The organism is Halobaculum rubrum (assembly GCF_019880225.1).
GTDB lineage: Archaea > Halobacteriota > Halobacteria > Halobacteriales > Haloferacaceae > Halobaculum > Halobaculum rubrum.
Genome location: NZ_CP082284.1, coordinates 488,486 through 506,027, shown reverse-complemented (window position 1 = coordinate 506,027; position 17,542 = coordinate 488,486). Strand labels below are relative to the sequence as shown.

23 protein-coding genes are annotated in these 17,542 nt (G+C 72.0%); 11 read left to right on the top strand and 12 right to left on the bottom strand.

What is annotated here, in order from left to right; all coding sequences use genetic code 11:
• The first annotated feature begins 29 nt into the window (after window positions 1-29).
• Together K6T25_RS02675 and K6T25_RS02670 are read left to right on the top strand one after the other, a co-directional pair.
• Window positions 30-533: a DUF2240 family protein gene (locus K6T25_RS02675; RefSeq protein WP_222916286.1), complete on the top strand. Its 504-nt coding sequence runs from the start codon at window positions 30-32 to the stop codon at window positions 531-533.
• Window positions 533-931, top strand: a complete 399-nt coding sequence (locus tag K6T25_RS02670; RefSeq protein WP_222916284.1) for a DUF7993 family protein — start codon at window positions 533-535, stop codon at window positions 929-931. The genes K6T25_RS02675 and K6T25_RS02670 overlap by 1 nt, the downstream gene beginning before the upstream one ends.
• Window positions 932-966: 35 nt before the next feature.
• Here K6T25_RS02670 and K6T25_RS02665 read toward each other — a convergent pair whose 3' ends face one another.
• The gene (locus tag K6T25_RS02665) at window positions 967-1,632 is read right to left on the bottom strand and encodes an HAD family hydrolase (RefSeq protein ID WP_225917788.1); all 666 of its coding nucleotides are present in this window, start codon (window positions 1,630-1,632) and stop codon (window positions 967-969) included.
• 104 nt (window positions 1,633-1,736) lie between these two features.
• On the opposite strand from K6T25_RS02665, the gene K6T25_RS02660 reads away from it, so the two are divergent.
• Window positions 1,737-3,011 (top strand): DNA double-strand break repair nuclease NurA, encoded by a 1,275-nt coding sequence (locus K6T25_RS02660; RefSeq protein ID WP_222916282.1) that lies wholly within the window; start codon window positions 1,737-1,739, stop codon window positions 3,009-3,011.
• A 180-nt stretch (window positions 3,012-3,191) separates the two neighbouring features.
• Here K6T25_RS02660 and K6T25_RS02655 read toward each other — a convergent pair whose 3' ends face one another.
• The gene (locus K6T25_RS02655) at window positions 3,192-3,524 is read right to left on the bottom strand and encodes a DUF7113 family protein (RefSeq protein ID WP_222916280.1); all 333 of its coding nucleotides are present in this window, start codon (window positions 3,522-3,524) and stop codon (window positions 3,192-3,194) included.
• 150 nt (window positions 3,525-3,674) lie between these two features.
• On the opposite strand from K6T25_RS02655, the gene K6T25_RS02650 reads away from it, so the two are divergent.
• From K6T25_RS02650 to K6T25_RS02640, 3 genes are all read left to right on the top strand, one after another.
• Window positions 3,675-5,600, top strand: coding sequence for an ATP-binding protein (locus K6T25_RS02650; RefSeq protein WP_222916278.1), 1,926 nt, complete (start codon window positions 3,675-3,677; stop codon window positions 5,598-5,600).
• 117 nt (window positions 5,601-5,717) lie between these two features.
• Window positions 5,718-6,143: a universal stress protein gene (locus tag K6T25_RS02645; RefSeq protein WP_222916276.1), complete on the top strand. Its 426-nt coding sequence runs from the start codon at window positions 5,718-5,720 to the stop codon at window positions 6,141-6,143.
• An 86-nt stretch (window positions 6,144-6,229) separates the two neighbouring features.
• The gene (locus K6T25_RS02640) at window positions 6,230-6,772 is read left to right on the top strand and encodes a DUF1616 domain-containing protein (RefSeq protein WP_222916274.1); all 543 of its coding nucleotides are present in this window, start codon (window positions 6,230-6,232) and stop codon (window positions 6,770-6,772) included.
• Between the two features lie 76 nt (window positions 6,773-6,848).
• On the opposite strand, the gene K6T25_RS02635 is transcribed toward K6T25_RS02640, so the two are convergent.
• Both K6T25_RS02635 and K6T25_RS02630 read right to left on the bottom strand, forming a co-directional pair.
• Window positions 6,849-7,256: a TRAM domain-containing protein gene (locus K6T25_RS02635; protein ID WP_222916272.1), complete on the bottom strand. Its 408-nt coding sequence runs from the start codon at window positions 7,254-7,256 to the stop codon at window positions 6,849-6,851.
• Between the two features lie 129 nt (window positions 7,257-7,385).
• Window positions 7,386-8,186, bottom strand: a complete 801-nt coding sequence (locus K6T25_RS02630; protein WP_222916270.1) for a YkgJ family cysteine cluster protein — start codon at window positions 8,184-8,186, stop codon at window positions 7,386-7,388.
• 142 nt (window positions 8,187-8,328) lie between these two features.
• Between K6T25_RS02630 and K6T25_RS02625 the strand changes: the two genes are divergently transcribed.
• The gene (locus tag K6T25_RS02625; protein ID WP_222916268.1) at window positions 8,329-8,541 is read left to right on the top strand and encodes a DUF7511 domain-containing protein; all 213 of its coding nucleotides are present in this window, start codon (window positions 8,329-8,331) and stop codon (window positions 8,539-8,541) included.
• Between the two features lie 30 nt (window positions 8,542-8,571).
• Here K6T25_RS02625 and K6T25_RS02620 read toward each other — a convergent pair whose 3' ends face one another.
• The 4 genes from K6T25_RS02620 to K6T25_RS02605 all read right to left on the bottom strand — a co-directional run bounded on the left by K6T25_RS02620 (window position 8,572) and on the right by K6T25_RS02605 (window position 12,525).
• Window positions 8,572-9,381 (bottom strand): MBL fold metallo-hydrolase, encoded by an 810-nt coding sequence (locus K6T25_RS02620; RefSeq protein ID WP_222916266.1) that lies wholly within the window; start codon window positions 9,379-9,381, stop codon window positions 8,572-8,574.
• Window positions 9,381-11,162: a radical SAM protein gene (locus K6T25_RS02615; protein WP_222916264.1), complete on the bottom strand. Its 1,782-nt coding sequence runs from the start codon at window positions 11,160-11,162 to the stop codon at window positions 9,381-9,383. The genes K6T25_RS02620 and K6T25_RS02615 overlap by 1 nt, the downstream gene beginning before the upstream one ends.
• A gap of 161 nt (window positions 11,163-11,323) precedes the next feature.
• Entirely contained in the window at window positions 11,324-11,566 is a 243-nt protein-coding gene (locus K6T25_RS02610) for a hypothetical protein (protein ID WP_222916262.1), read from the bottom strand.
• A gap of 80 nt (window positions 11,567-11,646) precedes the next feature.
• On the bottom strand, window positions 11,647-12,525 hold the full coding sequence (locus tag K6T25_RS02605) for a DUF429 domain-containing protein (protein WP_222916260.1): 879 nt from the start codon (window positions 12,523-12,525) through the stop codon (window positions 11,647-11,649).
• A gap of 147 nt (window positions 12,526-12,672) precedes the next feature.
• Here K6T25_RS02605 and K6T25_RS02600 point away from each other — a divergent pair, with 147 nt between their 5' ends.
• Both K6T25_RS02600 and K6T25_RS02595 read left to right on the top strand, forming a co-directional pair.
• Entirely contained in the window at window positions 12,673-12,831 is a 159-nt protein-coding gene (locus K6T25_RS02600; RefSeq protein WP_201289543.1) for a DUF7559 family protein, read from the top strand.
• A gap of 2 nt (window positions 12,832-12,833) precedes the next feature.
• Entirely contained in the window at window positions 12,834-13,430 is a 597-nt protein-coding gene (locus tag K6T25_RS02595) for an Hsp20/alpha crystallin family protein (RefSeq protein WP_222916258.1), read from the top strand.
• A gap of 17 nt (window positions 13,431-13,447) precedes the next feature.
• On the opposite strand, the gene K6T25_RS02590 is transcribed toward K6T25_RS02595, so the two are convergent.
• The 3 genes from K6T25_RS02590 to K6T25_RS02580 all read right to left on the bottom strand — a co-directional run bounded on the left by K6T25_RS02590 (window position 13,448) and on the right by K6T25_RS02580 (window position 16,272).
• On the bottom strand, window positions 13,448-14,635 hold the full coding sequence (locus K6T25_RS02590) for an NAD(P)/FAD-dependent oxidoreductase (protein WP_225917787.1): 1,188 nt from the start codon (window positions 14,633-14,635) through the stop codon (window positions 13,448-13,450).
• The gene (locus tag K6T25_RS02585; RefSeq protein WP_222916256.1) at window positions 14,635-15,402 is read right to left on the bottom strand and encodes a creatininase family protein; all 768 of its coding nucleotides are present in this window, start codon (window positions 15,400-15,402) and stop codon (window positions 14,635-14,637) included. Before K6T25_RS02585 ends, K6T25_RS02590 begins: the two co-directional genes overlap by 1 nt.
• 63 nt (window positions 15,403-15,465) lie before the next feature.
• Window positions 15,466-16,272, bottom strand: a complete 807-nt coding sequence (locus K6T25_RS02580) for an LLM class flavin-dependent oxidoreductase (protein ID WP_222916253.1) — start codon at window positions 16,270-16,272, stop codon at window positions 15,466-15,468.
• 304 nt (window positions 16,273-16,576) lie between these two features.
• Between K6T25_RS02580 and K6T25_RS02575 the strand changes: the two genes are divergently transcribed.
• Window positions 16,577-16,741, top strand: coding sequence for a hypothetical protein (locus tag K6T25_RS02575; RefSeq protein ID WP_222916251.1), 165 nt, complete (start codon window positions 16,577-16,579; stop codon window positions 16,739-16,741).
• Window positions 16,742-16,781: 40 nt separating this feature from the next.
• Entirely contained in the window at window positions 16,782-16,922 is a 141-nt protein-coding gene (locus tag K6T25_RS02570) for a hypothetical protein (protein ID WP_222916249.1), read from the top strand.
• A gap of 20 nt (window positions 16,923-16,942) precedes the next feature.
• On the opposite strand, the gene K6T25_RS02565 is transcribed toward K6T25_RS02570, so the two are convergent.
• Window positions 16,943-17,542, bottom strand: a complete 600-nt coding sequence (locus tag K6T25_RS02565; RefSeq protein WP_222916247.1) for an NUDIX hydrolase — start codon at window positions 17,540-17,542, stop codon at window positions 16,943-16,945.

The window sequence follows — 17,542 nt, the reverse complement described above, 5'->3', positions numbered from 1 at the left end:
CTTTTGGTGCAGGCGGCGAACCGACTGGTATGACGCTGGAGGCCGCCGTCGCCGCGCCGTTTCGCGGCGCGGGCACCGACCGGATGGGCGAAGGGAAGTTCGTCGTCGCGCTCTCGCTCGACCGCGACTGGTTCTCCCCCGACCAGGCGAAGCGCCTCGTCGACATCGCGACGGCGAGGGGGCTGCTCACCGAGGACGGCGGCGATCTAGTAGCTGCGTTCGACCCCGCGGAGGTGCACGTTCCCGCCGATTTCGTCCCCGACGAGTCGATCCTCCGGGAACAGTCGACGTTCGAGCGGGCGCTCGACGCGATCGTCGCCGAGGGGACGGAGAAGCGCGAGGCCGTCGCCGCCGCGAACCGCAGGCAGCGCGAGGTCGGCGTGACGCTGGAGACGGCTGCGGTGCTCGTCGCGCGCGAGCGCGGCGTCGAGCTTGACGCTGTCGCCGATGCGGCACGCGAGGAGTTGCTGGTCGGTGACGACTTCGGGTCGGAGGGCGGGGACGCCGCCGGCGACGACGCGGAGGGGCCGTGATGGTCGCCGACCGAACGACCGACGGGGTCCGTATCGCGCAGCTGCTCGCCTCCGAGCTCGTCGGCGACCACGACAGCCTCGCGGAAGTGGGCGTGAGCGATGCCGATCCGGACGTGGAGCCGACGACCCAGGGGGCGCTCGCGTATCGCGTCCGGGTCGATGTCGGCGACGCGTCGAGTTCTGAGCGCCCGATCGCGGAGGTGTCCCTCCACCCGGACCGCGTGCGCGTCGAGTTCGTCGCCGCGCCCGACGCCGCGGCCTCGGCCGCGGAGGACGCCGGCCTACGCGTTCGCCCGAAGGCGGTCTCACCCCCGCGGACCGTCGTGTTCGTCGAGGACGGCGCGCAGGTGAAGCGGGTGCTCCCCGTGTTTCGTGCGGTCGTGAGGAACTCGGCGTAACGCGGCCGGAGCGACCGCCGAACGGTCCACGGCCCTCACAGGCCCCGAAGGATCCCCGGAAGCTCCGCGGCCAGCCGGTCGCGTGCGACCGTTTCGTCGGCCTCGGGTGCTGGATCGTCGTTCTCGCCGAGGACGTGGACGGTCTGTAGCCCCGCCGCGGCGGCGCCCCGGATGTCCTCCTCCGGATGGTCGCCGACGAACGCCGTCTCCGACGGGTCGCTTCCGAGCCCGTCGAGCAGCGCCGCGAACGCGCGCCTGTCGGGCTTTCCGGCCGGGAGGTCGCCGGAGATGTGGACGGTGTCGAACGCGTCCCACCAGCCGAGATAGTCGAGCTTCGCCGACTGCGCGCGCACCGGACCGTTAGTGAGCAGGCCGACGCGGTACGTCTCGCGCAGGTCCGCGACGAGGTCGCGTACGCCGGGAACCGGGACGAGCGCGGTCGTCACTGCCTCGCGGTAGGCGTCCGCGAGGGCGACAGGGTCCGCCTCGACGTCGTGGGGGTCGAGCAGCTCCGCGAAGACGGGCACTCTGCTGTCCGCAGTGCGGTGGTTGGCGTGGGCGTCGAGGTACGCCGCCCGGTCGACGGCGCCGGTCAACTCCGGGGCGCCGCCGGCGTCGAGCGCGTCCGCAAGCAGCCGGGTCCGCGAGCGCTCGGGGACGGCGAGCGTGTCGTCGAGGTCGAATCCGACCGCGCGTATCACGAGCGGGAGATGGGCACGGGAGGGTATGAAGACAGCGGCGCCGACGGGGTCCCGCCACGGCGCCGACCGCACCGCTTTTGCGCCGCCGGCGCCCGCGTTCGGGCGTGACGCTGGACCCCGTACACGTCGACACCATCGCGTACCTCGCCTCGGCCATCGCCGACGGGGTCGACGACGCCGACCACGACGACCTCGCGGGCACGGCCTGGGGGGAGTGGCTCGACCCGCTCCACGACGACGGGCGGGTCGTGCTGGAGGCGCTCGGCGACCACGAACTCCGACGGACGCCCGTCGAGGACGCCGCGCTCGCGGACCGGCCCTTCGCGACGAGCCACGGCGTCGACTCCGGCACGCTGAACCCCACGTCGTTCAAGAACGGGCTCGTGCTCGACGTGGCGCAGGCGGCGATGGGCGCCGAGCCGACGGATCTCGACCTCCACCGCGCGCGCTCGATCGTCGTCACGGTTCACGCCAACGACGCGACGGTGTTCTTCCCCGACGTGCCCGACGGCTGGATGCCGTACGATGACGGCAACTCCGAGCGTCGGGTGCTCAAGGTGCCCCGGAGCCGCCGGTTCGCCGACGAGATGGTCCACGAACTGGCGCTGTCGCTGGCGGAGTCACACCACGCCCGCAAGCATCTCGAACGCGGCGAGGTGTCGGACCTCCTCGTGCTCGACGGGCCGCTGTACCCCAAGCGCCTGCTGAACTGGGCGACCCGCGACAGCGAGCTTCGAGAGGTCGCCCACGGCGAGACGGTTCGGGAGGCCGTCCGGACGTACGTCCGGCTCGTGGAGTCGTGCATCGAGCGCGACGTGCCCGTGCTTGGCTTCGTGAAGAACCCGACCTCGGGGTACGTCACTCGGACGCTCGACCGCAAGGGTGTGGAGGCGCCGTGGCCCGACGACGCCGCGCTGTTCACCCGGCTGCTTGAGCGGCGTCCGGACGGCGACCGCGCGGACGACGCGATCACGTTCACCTCGTGGCTGCGGTCGCGGGGGGGCTCCGACGCGCCGCTGGCGAGCGACGGCGACGCGCTCGGCGTCGAGCGAACCGCGGCCCCCGAGCGGTACGAGGTGACGTACATGCACGTGTACGAACCCCGCGAGGACGTGCTGTTCAAGGTGGAGGCGCCGGCGGCGTTCACGCGCGATCCGGAGACGCGCGATCGGCTCACCCGGCAGGTCGTCTCTGAGGTCGCCGCGGAGGCCGGGCCGCCGACGCCGGTCGCGAAGGCCGACGAGCTGGCCCGGATCGGCGTCGGCGAGACGGAGGCGCTGCGCCGGAAGTTCGAGGAGCGGTTCGGCGCGGAACAGCTACGGACGTACGACGACGTCCGGTGGGGGGACGGCGAGTCGCGAACGGAGCGAACGGAGTGACCGAGTGAGCGACTCGGATCACGACGGCGAGGTCTCCGTGCCGAGCCGTCCAAAAACCGGCGAGTCGTGAACGGAGCGAACGGCTCGGATCACGACGGCGAGGTCTCCGTGCCGAGCCGTCCAAAAACCGGCGAGGCGTGAGCGGAGCGAACGACGTGAGCGAGTGAGCGGCTCGATCCGCTACGGATCCGTCTTCTCGACGTCGATCTCCACGTCGGCTTCGGGAACGCCGACGCGGGCGAACTGCGTGCGGACGTGCTCCTCGGCGGCGGCGACCGCCTGCTCGCGGGTGTCGAAGCCGCGGGGCGTCGGCGACTCGAAGGCGACGCGGATGGGGTCGCCGTCGACGACCAGCTCCGAGCCGCCGGACTCGACCTCGTAGAACGCGTCGCACACCCACACGTAGGGCGCGTCCTCGTCGGGCGCGCCCTTGAACGACGGCGCCTCCTCGCCGCGCTCGTAGATCGTGCCGGTGAGCGCCGTGCCGCCGCCGCTCCCGCGGACCAGTAACATATCCGAAGGTAGCCGACCGAGTCGGAAAAGCGGTCGCATCGGACGATGGAACCGACCGCGGCGGGCCAGGCAACCGGTCGATCCGGGCGGAGCCGCAGACCGCGGCGGGCGACGGATACGGTTTTCACCCCGCGCCCCACAGGACGTGACATGACAGACGCCGGAGAGCCGAACCTCGGCGACTTCGAGGACCCCGGGCGATTCGACGACGCGACCGGCGGGGACAGGGGGGCCGCCGGCGACGACGCCGAGGGGCGGACGGGCGACGCCGACGCGACCGCCGGCGGCGACAGCGAGGCGGACGCGGGCGTCGAGTCGGGCGCCGGCGCTGCCGACCCCGACGCGCCGGACGACGCGGATTCCGGGTTCGCCCGGTACGCGATGGACGCCGCGGAGGCGGCCACCGCCGACGGCATCGGGACAGTCTCGGTCGCGCAGGGGCTGCGCGTGGCCGAGGACGACGACGAGACGAGCCTGAAGGCGTTCGTCACCGCCGGCAACCGAGAGGACGTCAGGATCGGGAAATACCTGCTCGTCCCGTACCCCGACGGAGAGCAGCTGTTCTGCCGGATCACGGCGCTCGAATACGACCAGGAGTTCCGCACCGACGACGCGACGGAGCTGACCGCGCGACGGCGGATGCGGACGGGCCCCGGCGACTTCACCGAGGCTGACTACAAGTACATCGCGGAGCTGTCGCCGGTGGCCGTCCTGTTCTCCGAAGGCGACGACCTCAAGCGCCGGATGGTCGATCGGGTTCCCAAGCCGGGCGCGCTCGTCCGCCAGGCCAGCGACGCCGAGCAGATCAAAACCGGACTCGCGATCCCGGAGGAGGGCGTCTTTCTGGGTCACCTCTCGGTCGGCGGCGAGACGGTCCGGACCGCGGCCGAGCCGCCGACGGTCGACTACCGGCTGAAGGACGACTACGCGGACGGCGACCCGCTGGTGTTCCGGCACACGCTCGTCGCAGGCGGCACGGGGTCGGGGAAGACCCACGGCGCGAAGAACGTCCTCCGGCAGTACCTCGGCCGGACCTACGAGACCGACGACGGGCGCGACGCGCGCGCGGCGGTCGTGATGTTCGACCCGCAGGACGAGTACGCCCAGATGCACGACGACAACCCCGCCCTCGACGGTGAGTGGGCGCGGCGGCTGGAGCGCGAGAACATCGCCTACGGCGGCCACGACGACACCGTCGCGCTCGTGCCGACGGAGGCGGGCGTCACCTACCCCGGCCGGGGCCACCGCGCCGAGCAGGTCGAGTTCACGATCCCGTTCTCGGTCGTCGACGAGTACGACATGCCGTGGCTCGTCGCCGGCGCCTCGCTCAACGAGAACCAGTACCCCGCGCTGCTCACGCTCATCAACCGCTTCTTCCGCAACTACGACGGCGGCACCTACCAGCAGTTCCTGAACTTCCTCGACGACCCGGCGTTGAAGGAGGAGCTCGACGAGACCGGCCGGGTCCACGAGGCGACGTTCGACGCGGTGAAGCGACGCGTGCGGGGCGTTCCCTCCGGCGTGTTCGATCAGGACGCCAAGCCGATCACGGAGCTGGACACGACGCTCGTGCGCCCCGGCGGGCTGACGGTCGTGCCCACGTACCACCTCTCGTCGGCGCGCGCCAAGGAGATGTTCGTGCTCGCGGTGTCGGCGATGCTCGTCGACGACAAGCTCTCGAACTCGCCGCGGAGCGCCCGCATCGACGAGACGCCGCTCGTGCTCGGCATGGACGAGGCGCACAACTTCCTTTCGGGGGCCGACAACGTCCAGGCACGCCAGGTGGTTTCGACGTTCACCGAGGCGGCCAAGCAGGGGCGCAAGGAGCGACTCGGGCTGTTCCTCGTCACGCAGGACCCGCAGGACATCGCCGACCCCGTGTTCAAGCAGGTGAACACCCGGCTCGTACTCAACCTCGGCGACGAGGAGGCGATCTCGTCGGTCAACATCCCGCCGTCGCTCGCGAGGAAGGTCCCGTACATGGAGAAGGGCCAGCAGGTCGTCTACTCCCCGGACAACTCCGAGCCGGTCGAGGTGACGGGGCTGCCGATCTGTCTCACCCGTCACGGAGAGTAACCGTCGGCGGGGAGGCGAACCGCGGTTCGCCGCACGTACCGCGTGTGCCCGCGCTCGACCGGCGGTTCCGTCGCCGCCGGGAGGACCTTTTTCTCGTCGCACCGGGATCGTCCGGGTATGACTGAACGCATCGTGATCGGCGTGGACGATTCCGAGCAGGCGAGCGCCGCACTCTCGTTCGCGGCGGACGAGTGGGGCGACGCCGATCTGCTCTTGGTGACCGTTATCGACCCGGCGGAGGCGGGACACGCGGCCGGCGCGGGGATCCCCAGCGGCGCCGAGCAGTGGTACGAGCGCCGCAAGTCCGACGCGGAAGCGCTGCTGGCGGACGCCGCCGAGTCGCTCGACGTCGACGGTTCGGTGGAGACCGACACCGCCGTCGGCAAGCCCGCGGCCGCCATCGTGGAGTACGCGGGCGACCACGACGCAGACCACATCGTGGTGGGAAGCCACGGTCGAGGCGGGATCTCGCGGATCGTGCTCGGCAGCGTCGCGGAGGCCGTCGTCCGCAACGCCCCGGTTCCGGTGACGGTCGTCAGGTGAGGCGACCGCGCGGTCCGCGCCGGCACGGTCTCAACTTCGATAGCCGCGGGCGAGGGTTTAGGTCGGATCCCGAACCGAATGCGGGTATGGGAGCGCGGAGCGCGGTCGTTCGCGGCGCAGTCGTACTGGTCATCGCGGCCCTGCTCGTGGGTCCGGCCGTCGGGGGAACGGTCGGCGCACAGGCGGCGTCGTGTCAGTCGAACGGGAACCAACAGGTGTGTCTCACCGAGGCGTCGCTCGACGGGGAGACCCTGACCGCCGGGGAGTCGACGGAGCTGTCGGTAACTGTCGAGAACACCGGCGAGGAGCGTACGACGGCGATCGTCGTCCTCAACGTCGTGAGTCCCGACAACGAGACGAACTCCTACGAACTGCGCAAACAGTCGCTGGCGCCCGGCGAGACGCTGTCGGTCACGCAGTCGGTCGACGCGAGCACGCCCGGGGACCACGGGCTGCAGGTGGTCGTGTACGGCGACGGCTACGCGCACCGCTTCGACACCTCCGAGCCGATGAGCGTCACCGTCGAGCGGCAGGGGCTCGGCGGCGGCATCGACACGCCGGAGTACGCGCTCGCGGCGCTCGTCGGGTCGCTGGCGGTCATCGCCGGGATCGTCTACAGACGGCGATAACGAGGACGATCGACCACGTCCGCGCCGGCGGCGCAGCCGCTCGTCAGTCGTGCTGAAATAGTACCCGGCGGCGTGGTCACTCGTCGTCGATGACTTCGCCGACGGCGAAGTTCGACTTCACTTCGCTGACCTCGATTTTCACGCGCTCGCCGACCTCGGTGTCGGGGACGATGATCACGTACCCGCGCTCGACGCGGGCGATCCCGTCGCCCTGCTTCCCGAGGTCCTCTATCTCGACGTAGCGGATCTCGCCGCGCTCGACCGGCGGTTGCGGCCCGTCGACGGTCGCGGTCGCCCCCGTCGCGTCGGCGTCGTCCCCGCCGCCGTCGGCCCCGTCGCGCTCGATGAGCGCCACGCGGTACACGTCGCCGGGGGCCACCGACCCGGAGTCGACCTCGCGCTTCGGGATCTCGATCGTGTATCGGTCGCCGTCCTCGCGGACGTCCGCGCTGAACAGACAGATGAGCTCGTCGGAGATTTCCACGGATATATTCCTCCACCGGCACGTTCGGGCGATGTGACATATAGCTACCGCCGCACGGGAGCGACCCGACCCCCGTGTCCGTCCGCGCGGTGAACCGATCCCCTGGCCGGTTGCGCCACGATTCCCCCGTCAGTCGCGTCCCTCGTCGGTCCGGCTCCCGTCTGGACGCTTGGTCCCCTCCGAGTCGTGAACGACGACTTCCCCCGGGTCCGCGGACACGGGCTCGTAGGCGTCGCGGACGCCGATCGCCTCCGCCAGTTCGCGAACCGCTCGCTCCTTCAGCGCGGCCGCCAGCGACTCGGCGTCCCCGCGGTCGATGTCGCGGCCGAGTCCCTCACACTCGTGGGCGCGGACGGTTCCGTCGACGTCGTCGACTCCACGGGCTTCCCGTTGTGCTCCCAGCGCGACGCTGTCGACCACCTCCCCCATCGGCTGGCTCGTGCCGCCGAGGTCGACCGAGAACGGGTACGTCTCGCAGATGAGCGGCCGGTCGGCGTGGACGCCGCAGGCGCCGACGCCGTCGTCGGCTCCGACGGCTTCGCCGTCTTCGGGAGGCGCCTCCGGCGCCTCGTAAAACACGCAGTCGCCACAGGAATCCGTCTGCAGCGCCCACTCGAACGTCTCCCCCTCCGGCCCCTCGTCGCCCTCGGTCAGTCCGTACGGCATCGGACGGGCCACGTCGCGCCAGTCGCGGGCGTCGCCGTCGTCGCCCTCGCCGCTCTCGTCGCCGGCGGACGTGTCCGCGACGCTCGCGGCTTGGAGCCGCCGCACCTCGTCCGGGAACACGGTCGCGGTGTGAGGGTCGTCGGCCTCGCTCTTGCAGCACGCTCCACAGCGCGTGCACTCGAAGCCGATCGCCTCCACGGCGTCGGCCAACTCGTCCACCTCGAGGGCCCGCGCGCGCTCCAGTTCGTCCTCTAACGGCTGCACGTTCCGTCGTGGGGCCCTCACGGACAAAACGTCGTCGGGCGGCCCGTCGGGATCTGACAGCTCTCGAGTCCTCGGTACTGCTCGGTATCGGCCCGATCCTGTCTTAGCGAGGTTTAAGTATGTTCGCCGGTTTGACACGAGTATGTCGGCCGCATCCGACCGGTCACCCGAGGACGTGCGCACGCCCGACCCCCGCTTCTCGGCCCCCTCGGGCCTCCGAGCGGCGGTGGTTCGCCACGACGGCGAGCCGGACCGGTGTACGCTGTACCCCGAGGACGCCGACGATGCCGATCTCGTGACGACGTGGCTCTCGGTCGACGCCGACTGCCTCGTCGCGCTCGACGACGCCCGCTAAGCCGACAACCGCCGACCCCCGCGGCGATACTCACTCGCCGGCGGCTTCGACCGTCCCCGTCGACGCCTCCCAGCGCACGCGCCGTTCGTGCGCCAACTTCTCGACGTGCGCTCGCACCGTCGCGCGAGCGAGATCGCTGACGCCCGTGAGGTCCTTCTCGTAGGCCGCCTCCAGCACCTCGTCCGGATCGGCCGCGCCGCCTCGAACCGCCGCGAGCACGGCGCGCTCGCGGGCGAGCCGGTGGTCGATCAGTCGGGCGCACACGCCCCGCGGGTCGTCGATCCGGGGGCCGTGCCCGGGAAACAGCGCGGGCGGATCGCGGGCGTGGAGGCGACGGAGCGTCGTGAGGTACGCGCGCATGTCCCCCTCGGGCGCCGCGACGACGACGCTCCCCTCGGCGACGGCCACGTCGCCGCAGACGACGCCGTTCCGGGTCCGGAACCCGACCCCGTCGGGGGCGTGGCCGGGGAGGTCGACGGCCGTCGCCGGACCGACGCGGTCGCCGGCGACGAACGTGCGGTCGGGGGTGACGCCGGTCGCGTCGGCGAAGCGCTCCTCGTACCCCCGTCGCGCCCAGACGGTCGCGTCCGTCTCGGCGGCGTACGCCGCGACCGCGCCGACGTGGTCCGGGTGGGTGTGCGTGACCGCGACGTGGTCGGCGACCTTCTCGCGGACGACGGTGTCCAGCGTGTCGGTGCGGGCCGCCGGGTCGACGAGCAGCGTCTCGTCGGTCCCGACGACGTACGCGTTCGTCGTCCCGCCCGGTGCGCGAGTGTCGACGGGGATCGAGAAGCGGTCGACGTGCGTGCCGGCCCCGCCGCCGCCCTGTGACCCGCTCATCAGTCCGCGCTCCCCGGCGCCGGCGCTCCGGGGTACTCCGCGTCGGCGTCGACGCCGGGGACGCCGGCGTCGGCGAAGCGGGTCAGGTCGACGTCGGTGCCGGCGATCTCGGCGGCGTCGGCGGCGCTCGCGTACGGGCGATTCACGACCAGGTCGCCCGCAGTTCCCTTGGCGATTCCCGGGATCGCGGTCAGTTCGTCCATCGAGGCGCCGTTCAGGTCGAGGGGATACGGCACGCCCGTCACCGAGCGGTAGCCCCAGTCGACGACGGCCACGTCGACGGTTCGGCCCAGTTCGCGCTCGCCGGGAATGCCGACGAGGATCGGGTAGGTGCCGAGCTGTCGACCGAAGGTGGTGCCGTCCTCGTGGTACTCCAGGTACACGTCCGGGAGGACGGTTCCCGTGGGCATCACGCGCTCCAGCATCGGGCGGTCGACCGTCTCGCGCACCTCGCGTTTGTACGCCCGGAACTCCTTCTTGTGCTCGCGGGCGAGGCGCGCGCCCGTCTCGGCCATCTCGGTGCCCTCGAACGCCATCACCTGCCTGACGTTCACCCGGCGGAGCATGAGCCCCGCGTCCATCACGGAATCGAGGAAGTCCTTGTTGTGCTCGAACGTCTCGCTGGTCTCGCCCTCCAGCCCGTGGACCAGATTGATCCCGGGCAGGAGCTTGGGAAGTCGCCGCGGGGCCGAGTCGCCGAAGCTCGGCGCGTCGGCCGGGGTCTCGCCGGGGCGCCAGCCCCCGGCCTCGTTGACGACCCGGACGGCCTCCAGACACTCCTCGGCGCTGACGAGAAGGTTGTTCTTCTCGCGGACCTCGGGGTCGGCCGATTCGAGGCCGAACGCGGCCGTGTCGCCGGGGGTGTTGTGCCGCGCGATCACCTCGATGGCCTCCCGCGAGGGCTCGGGGTAGTCGGTGATCGTCACGGGGTTCATGTTGTCGAGGTGGAGCGTGCGTAGGTCCGGGGCTACCTCGCGGATCCCGCCGTACAGCTGCCGCAACGCGTCGGGATTGGGCGCCTCGCCGTCGCCGCCGAACGCGAGGATGTCCGCCTGTCGCCCGAGCCGGAAGTGGCGGACGCCGTGGTCGGAGAGCGCGTCGACCTCCGAGACCACGTCCGGCGCGGTCCGGAAGTCGGGGTCGCCGTACAGCGGCTCCGTGCAGAACGAACAGCGGTAGGCGCACCCGCGGGAGGTCTCCAGCTCCGCGATGAGGTAGTCGGGGTGGTTGGGGTGCTGCTCGACGACGAACGCGCCCATGGTCGACCAGCGGGACACCTCGTCGTAGTCGCGGATGCGGTTGCCGAACCCCTCCAGCCCACTCTCGACGATGTCGAAGGCGGCCGCCTCCACGTCGCCCATGGCGACGAAGTCGTAGTCGAGGTCGTCGCGCTCCATCTCCTGTGCGCCGGCGTTCTCGTCGCCGACGCCGAAGCGGACCGGGCCGCCAAGCAGGGTGACGCCGTCGGCGGTCCACGCGAGTTCGCGCACCTCGTCGGGCTCGGCGGGGGTCCCGCCGACGTACTTCCCGGGGACGGTCATCCCGCCGACGTAGATCATGAGGTCGGCGTCGGCCACGTCAGCCCACTTGTGACGCTCGTCGCGCAACTCGTCGATGGTGTGGTAGGTGACGTTCGACTCGGGGACGCCGGCGTCGACGAGCGCACCGGCGGTGAAGCGCGGGTACGTCGAGATGTAGGGCGGGACGCCGAAGTGCGCCGGCTCGTCCACGTAGCCGTCGACGATCGTGACGGAGAGGTCGTTCGGATCCGGCGCGGTCATGGCCGTCACTGGCGGGCCGAGCGGCTAAAGCCGTGCGGTCCGGGGTCGTTCCCCGGGAGTCCGGAGACGCTCCCCGAGCGTTCGGGATCGCGCTCCGTCGATCCGGGTCCACCCCCCAGAGGTCGTCGATCGCTCGTCCTCGCGGGCGCGGCACTCCCGAGTCACCAGCCGCCGCGGGTCCGCCCGTCGCCGTCCGCCTCGAACCCGCCGGCTTCCTCCTCGATCCCCCCGACGAGCGCGGCCTCCTCGTAGGTCACGCCGTCGCCGTCGGCCAGTACGTCGAGCAGGTCGTCGACCGTCCGCGGCGGGTCCGCCACCGTCGCGTCGACGTCCCGTCGTTCCTCCCGGTCGGCCGCCTCCCGGGCGCGCCGCTCCCGCTCGTGTTCCCGCCGTCTCGTGCGCATTGGTGTCACCCCGCATGATATCGAACGGCCGAGCTATTCAGTGTTGTGTTGGGTCTCCGATATCCACTCGGAACGCAGCCTCAGGCGAATATCCGCGCTTCCAGTCGGTCGCGCGCATCCGCGTCGTCGTCCGGATCGAGCGCCGTCCTGTAGTTCCGGGCGGCGGCGTACGCCGCCGCGACCGCATCGAGGGCGTCGTCGGTCGCGACCGCGCAGTCGCGGGCGGCGTCGTCGGCGAAGCCAACGCCGTCGGCGACGAGCGCCGCGACGTTCCGACGGCGCGCCTCGACGTGCCGGCGTTGGGTCCCCTTGTAGCCGGTTCTCCCGGCGCCGTCGAGGCGGTCGAACACCGACGCGGGATACGTCTCCAGTACGGCGAGGCGGGGCGGCGAGTCGGCGGCGCCGTCGACCGTGGAGGCGGGCAACGCCGGCGGGACGCACACGCCCTCGTGCTCGATCAGTCGCCGGAGCAGCACGGAGATGCCGTAGTAGGTCTGCGTTTTGATCCGGAATCCGGCGGGGTCCTGTCCGCCGTGAGCGTCGTCGGTCGCGCGGCGGAGCGGGCGTCCGTCGTCGGGGTCGGCCGCCTCACGCACCGCGTCGTACAGGTCGCGCGGGCCGTCGACACCGTCGAGCACGCCCCACTCCTCAGGCGTCGCCGTCACGAACTCGCGCCACGTGCGGTCACCGAGCACCCACGCCGGGAGGCTGAACGGCACGTCGACCCCCGCGACTGCGGGGCCGTCGACGCCGCCGAGGTGCGCGGCAAGCGCCGGAAGCACGTCGTCGCGGGCGGTCGAGTCGAGGTCGAGGAACTCGGCGGCGGACGCCAACTTCTCGACGACGAGCGCGTCGCCGTCGACGACACAGCGCGCGACCCAGGTGTCGGCGCCCGCGTTCGATGCGGCGGCGCTGAGGTCGACGCCGTACACCGCGTTCGCGTCGGGAATCCGAGACACGACCGTTCGAACGGGTGCGACGTGCAAAAGCGGCGGCGGCTCGGAGCGACCGTCCGAGCCGCGGCGGCCCCTGGGGGGCCGGATCGAGCTACCGGAACCCCACGCCCGCCCCACGTCGTTTATGCCGCGTGCGACCCAAGTCGAGGTATGCCCGCCACCAAGGAAGTCAAGTGTACCAGCGAGAACTGCGAGCTCGACATGTTCGAGAACCACTACACCTACGACATCGCCGACGACCACACGGTCGCCGACCTGTCGTGCCCGCTGTGCGGGGGAACCGACTGCCTGGAGGAGATCGAACTGTAACCATGCCCGAACGAGACCAGTTCGCCGACGGCGCCGACCGACTGAAGGACGTCGGAGAGTCCGCCGTGAACACGGTGCTCGACCGTGTCGGACGCGGCGTCGCGGCGGTACAGGAGAAGTCGCCGCTCGCGTACGACGTGCTGGAGTCGGCGGACGCGTTCCTCGTCGTCTTCGACGCTCCGGGCGCCGAGCGGAGCGACGTGCAGGTCCGGTTCAACGAGGGCGCCGTCGAGGTCCGGATCGACCGCTTCCGCGACTTCCACGAGGGGTTCGACATGCGCTTCCCCGGCCGCGGGCTCGCGCTCGACGGCCGCGCGGAGCTTCCCCCGGGCGCCGCCGTCGAGCCCGAGGAGGCCACATCGACGCTCACCGACCACGGCACGCTCCGCGTTCGCGTTCCCAAGGCCGCCGGCGACTCCGTCGCCGTCGAGGAAGGCGAGGCCGACGCGGAGGCCGGCGAAGCCACCGAGGACGAGCCGGTCCAGTTGGACATGGAGGAGGACGGGGACATCGAAGCCGACGGAGCGGACGCGGAGGACGCGGACGCTGAGTCCGACGCGAACGCCGAGACGGACGCCGACGACGCCGACGAGAAGTAGTCGTTCCCGACCGCCGCTCAGTCCCGCTTCTCCGATCCGTCGTCCGCGTCCGTGTCGACGGCCATCCCCTCGCTGATCTCGAACGCCTCGTCGCCGTCGAAGCGCCCGGGATCGAACCCCGGAACGCCCTCGCGCTCGCCGAGCACCTGCCGTGCGATCGCCTCCCCCGTCGCCGGCGCGCGCATGAACCCGTGGCCCTGCCAGCCGGCGGCGACGAAGACATCGTCCGCGACCTCGCCGAGCAGGGGGTCGCCGTCGGGTGTCGCCGTGCACAGCCCGGCCCACGCGCGCTCCACGTCCGGATCGTGGCCCGCCCGGTCGCGGAGCGTCCCGCTCACGTCCGCGAGGAACCAGCCGTCGGCGTCGCGGTCCCACTCGTCCGGGTCGGCCTCGACCGGGACGGTGCCGTCGCCGGCGAGCAGGCCCGCGGGGTGCGGGCGCGCGTACACGCCCGCCGAGGCGTCGTACCACATCGGCCCGTCGAACGTGCGCCCGGAGACGAGCGCCTGCACGCGGTAGGGCTTCAGCGGGACCGCGATCCCGGCGTCAGCGAGCAGTCGCTTCGTGTGCGCGCCCGCGGCGACGACGAGGGCGTCGAACCGCCGCCTCACGGGGGCCTCGTCGGCGACGGCCACGCCCGGTGGCGCCGTCGACACCGCGACCTCGCTGTCGGTTCGGATCTCGGCGCCCGCGGACGCGGCGAGGTCGGCGACCGTGGTCACGTAGCTCCCGGGGGCGGTCCAGCCGGCGTTGTGCGCGACGGCCGCGACGTCCACGTCGTCGACGCGGAGGCGCGGGAACCGCTCCCCCAACTCGTCGCGGTCGACGGTCTCCACCTCGCGGTCGTGGACGCGCATCCGCTCGGCCGCGCCGCGGATCGCCTCCGCGAGGTCGTCGTCGCCCTCGCGCGCGAGCATCACGTACGGACAGTCGGTGAACGCGAACTCCCCGGTGCCCGAGAGGGTCCGGAAGCGCTCCAGCGCGCGGGCACCGATCTCGGCGTCGACGTCCTCGGCGTAGGCGTCGTAGAGGACCCCGGCGGCGCGGCCCGAGGCGCCCGAGCCTATCGCGCCCTTCTCGAACAGCGTCACTTCTGCGCCGGCGACCGCCAGGTCGTACGCCGCGGTGACGCCGACGGCGCCGCCGCCGACGACCGCGACGCGCATGCCGTCGCCGGGTCCGGCGCCGTGATCGCTCCCGGCCATCAGCGGTGCGGCTCCGGGGTGAGCGCGTCGAACGGCTGCTCGGCCAGCCAGCCGACGAGCGCGTCGAGTTCATCGGTGGCCTGCTCGAACAGCTTCCGGCCCTTCTCCGCGGTGCCCTCGGTCGGCGTCCCGACCGCGCCCGACTCCGAGAAGTCGGCGGTGTCGAAGCCGACCGCCGCGCCGTGGACCGACTTCCCCCACGAGTCGGCGGCGCCGGCCTCGGCCTCCTCCAGCAGCCCCTCGCGCACGAGGTCGCCCGCGAGGTGGGCGACCATGCTCGTCTCCATCGCGTCGGCGTGCCCGATCCCGGACTGGTCGAACAGGTCCTCGTCGAGGCCGTCGAGGCTCGACCACCAGTTCCACGGCGCGGCGTACGCGATCCCATCGCCGCGGAGCCGTCGGGCCGCCCGGCGGAGGGCGTCGCTGTTCCCGCCGTGTCCGTTGCAGAACACGAGCTTTCGGACGCCGTGGCTGGCGACTGACGCCGCGATCTCGCCGACGTAGTCCTCGAACGTCTCGGGCTCGGCCCACAGCGTCCCGTCGAACTGGCGGTGGTGCGCGGAGACGCCCACCGGGACGGTCGGCAGCACCACGGCGTCGTCGCGGTCGATCCCCCGCGCGACGGCCTCGGCCGCGAGGAAGTCGGTTCCCAAGGGGAGCGCCGGCCCGTGCTGTTCGACCGAACCGGTCGGCAGGATCGCCACCTCGACGCCGTCGTCGACCGCCTCGCCCGCGCTCGTCGTCGTCTCCTCGTGGAGCAGTCGCATACCGGGCGGTTCGTTCGGGAGGACGTAGGCGTTCGGGTGCGGACCGGCGGGCTGCGCCGCGGCTTACCGCAGGGTGTCGACGCCGGCGGCAGGGTAGCCGACGACGTGGTCGACGCCGACGGCCTTCAGGCCGCGTACGCGCTCGCCGACCGTCTCGGGGTCGCCGACGAGCGCGAAGTCGCGCACCGCCGCCGAGAGCACTTCTCGGGCGCGCCCCGTCGCCCCGGAGTCGGTCTCGGCGCCCTCGGGGAGCGCATCGCGGACGGGCTTGCGGCGCGCCGTGTACGCGCCCACGGCGTCGAGGACGGCGTCCTCGTCGTCCGTGGGGACCACGGGCGCGTACACGGCCACGTCGCCGTCGAAGCCCGCCGCCCGCAGGCCCCGGACGTCGCGCTCGGTCGACCGAGAGAGCAGATCGTACTGGACCCCGCCCGCCGCGAGCGCGAGCCGCGCTACCCCCTCGGTGCCGACCCACGGCGTTCCCCCGGCCTCGCGGACGGCGGTCGCCGCGTCGCCGAGGCGGGGCGCGACCGCGCGCTTGCGCTCTGCATCCGAGAGGTACGCGCCGTGGCCCGCCACGAGCACGCGCTCGGCGGCGTCGGGCAGCGTCGCGACCAGCGAGTCGTCGCCGCGGGGGTCGAACCCGTCGGCGCGAACGGGCGTCGTCACCCGGAGATCGACCGATCCCGCGAGCGCCGCGAGCGCGTCGGCGCCCGGCAGCGCCTCGCGGCCCTCGTAGTCGAGGCACACGAGATCGACCGGGAGGTCGGCGGCGACGGACACGTCGCACTCGGTCGGCTTGAGCGCGATCCCGTCGAGTTCTGTTCGGGCGGCGACGCTGTCGGCGGCTTCGGATGCGGTAAGTGTCATCGGTAGGAGCGGTGAGTTTGGTTGGCGAAGTCGATCGATTCGGCGAGATCGTTCGCGCCGGCCGAGTCTACCGGATCGGCGGGACCGGTCGGACCGGTCGAACGAGGTGACTGCCGTCGCGTCGACGGAGTCGATCGCGGCAGCGGTGTCGTCGAGAGAGAACTAGGACCGTCGCGGAACGCGATCCATCGCCTGTGCGGCCATACTCCACGTGAGCACGCTCGCGGGAATAAGCGTGGTGTTGTCGTCAGTATCGACCCCGTCCGTCCGAGGATTCTTTCGTTCGGACGAACACGACAGCGGCATGTCCGACGCGGGCGGCGCCGATCGCGGTCCGACCGTCGCGAGCGGAGCGCGTTCGATCACGGACCGCTTCGGGAGCGTCGACGGCTGGGTGAAGGCGTCGGCCGTGCTCGCGGGCGTCCTCCTGCTGTTCTTCCTCGTACTCGTCGTCGTGAGCTACGCGTGAGCGGCGCCGGGTACTTGTGCGCCTGCCGCCTACCGACCGTGTGAACATCAGCAACCTCCTCGTGGACACCGACGACGGCGGCCGGAGCGTCGTCCAGTCGAGCCGCGTCGTCTCCATCCTCGTACTGGCGGGCGCGTTGGGACTGTTCTTCCTCGCGCTCGTCGTTCTCAGCTACGTCTGAGGGGGGTCACTCGACCGCGGTCACACCGGGAGGTCGGCGTCCGGACCGACGACGCGGTCGACGTCCGGCGGCATCTCCCAGTCTGTGAGGAGTTCGAGCAGTTGGACGAGCATGCGACCGGTCGCCCCCCAGACGGTGTAGCCGTCGACACGGAAGAAGTGGAGCCGGATCTCGCCGTAGTAGGGGTGATCGCGGCGCTCGGACTCGTAGTTCTCGCGGGCGGTCAGCTCCGAGACGGGGAGGATCGCGATCTCGGCGACCTCGTCGTCGCTGGGGACGTACGCCCGGTCGGGCGCGGTGCCGACGAACGGCGTGACCGCGTACTCCGAGACGGTCCGGATGTCGTCGATACGGCTGACGACGTCGGCCTCCTCGGGCCGCAGGCCGATCTCCTCGTTCGCCTCCCGCAGCGCCGTCGCGGTGAGGTCGGTGTCCTGGGGTTCGACCCCGCCGCCGGGGAAGCTCATCTGGCCGGGGTGGCTCCCGAGGTGGTCGGCCCGCTTCGTGAAGAGGATGTGCGGCGCGCCGCCGCGGTCGACGACCGGCGCCAGCACCGCGGCGCGTCGCTCGGCGTCCGTCACCTCGACGGGAGTGTACCGACGAGCGCGCTCGAAGTCCAT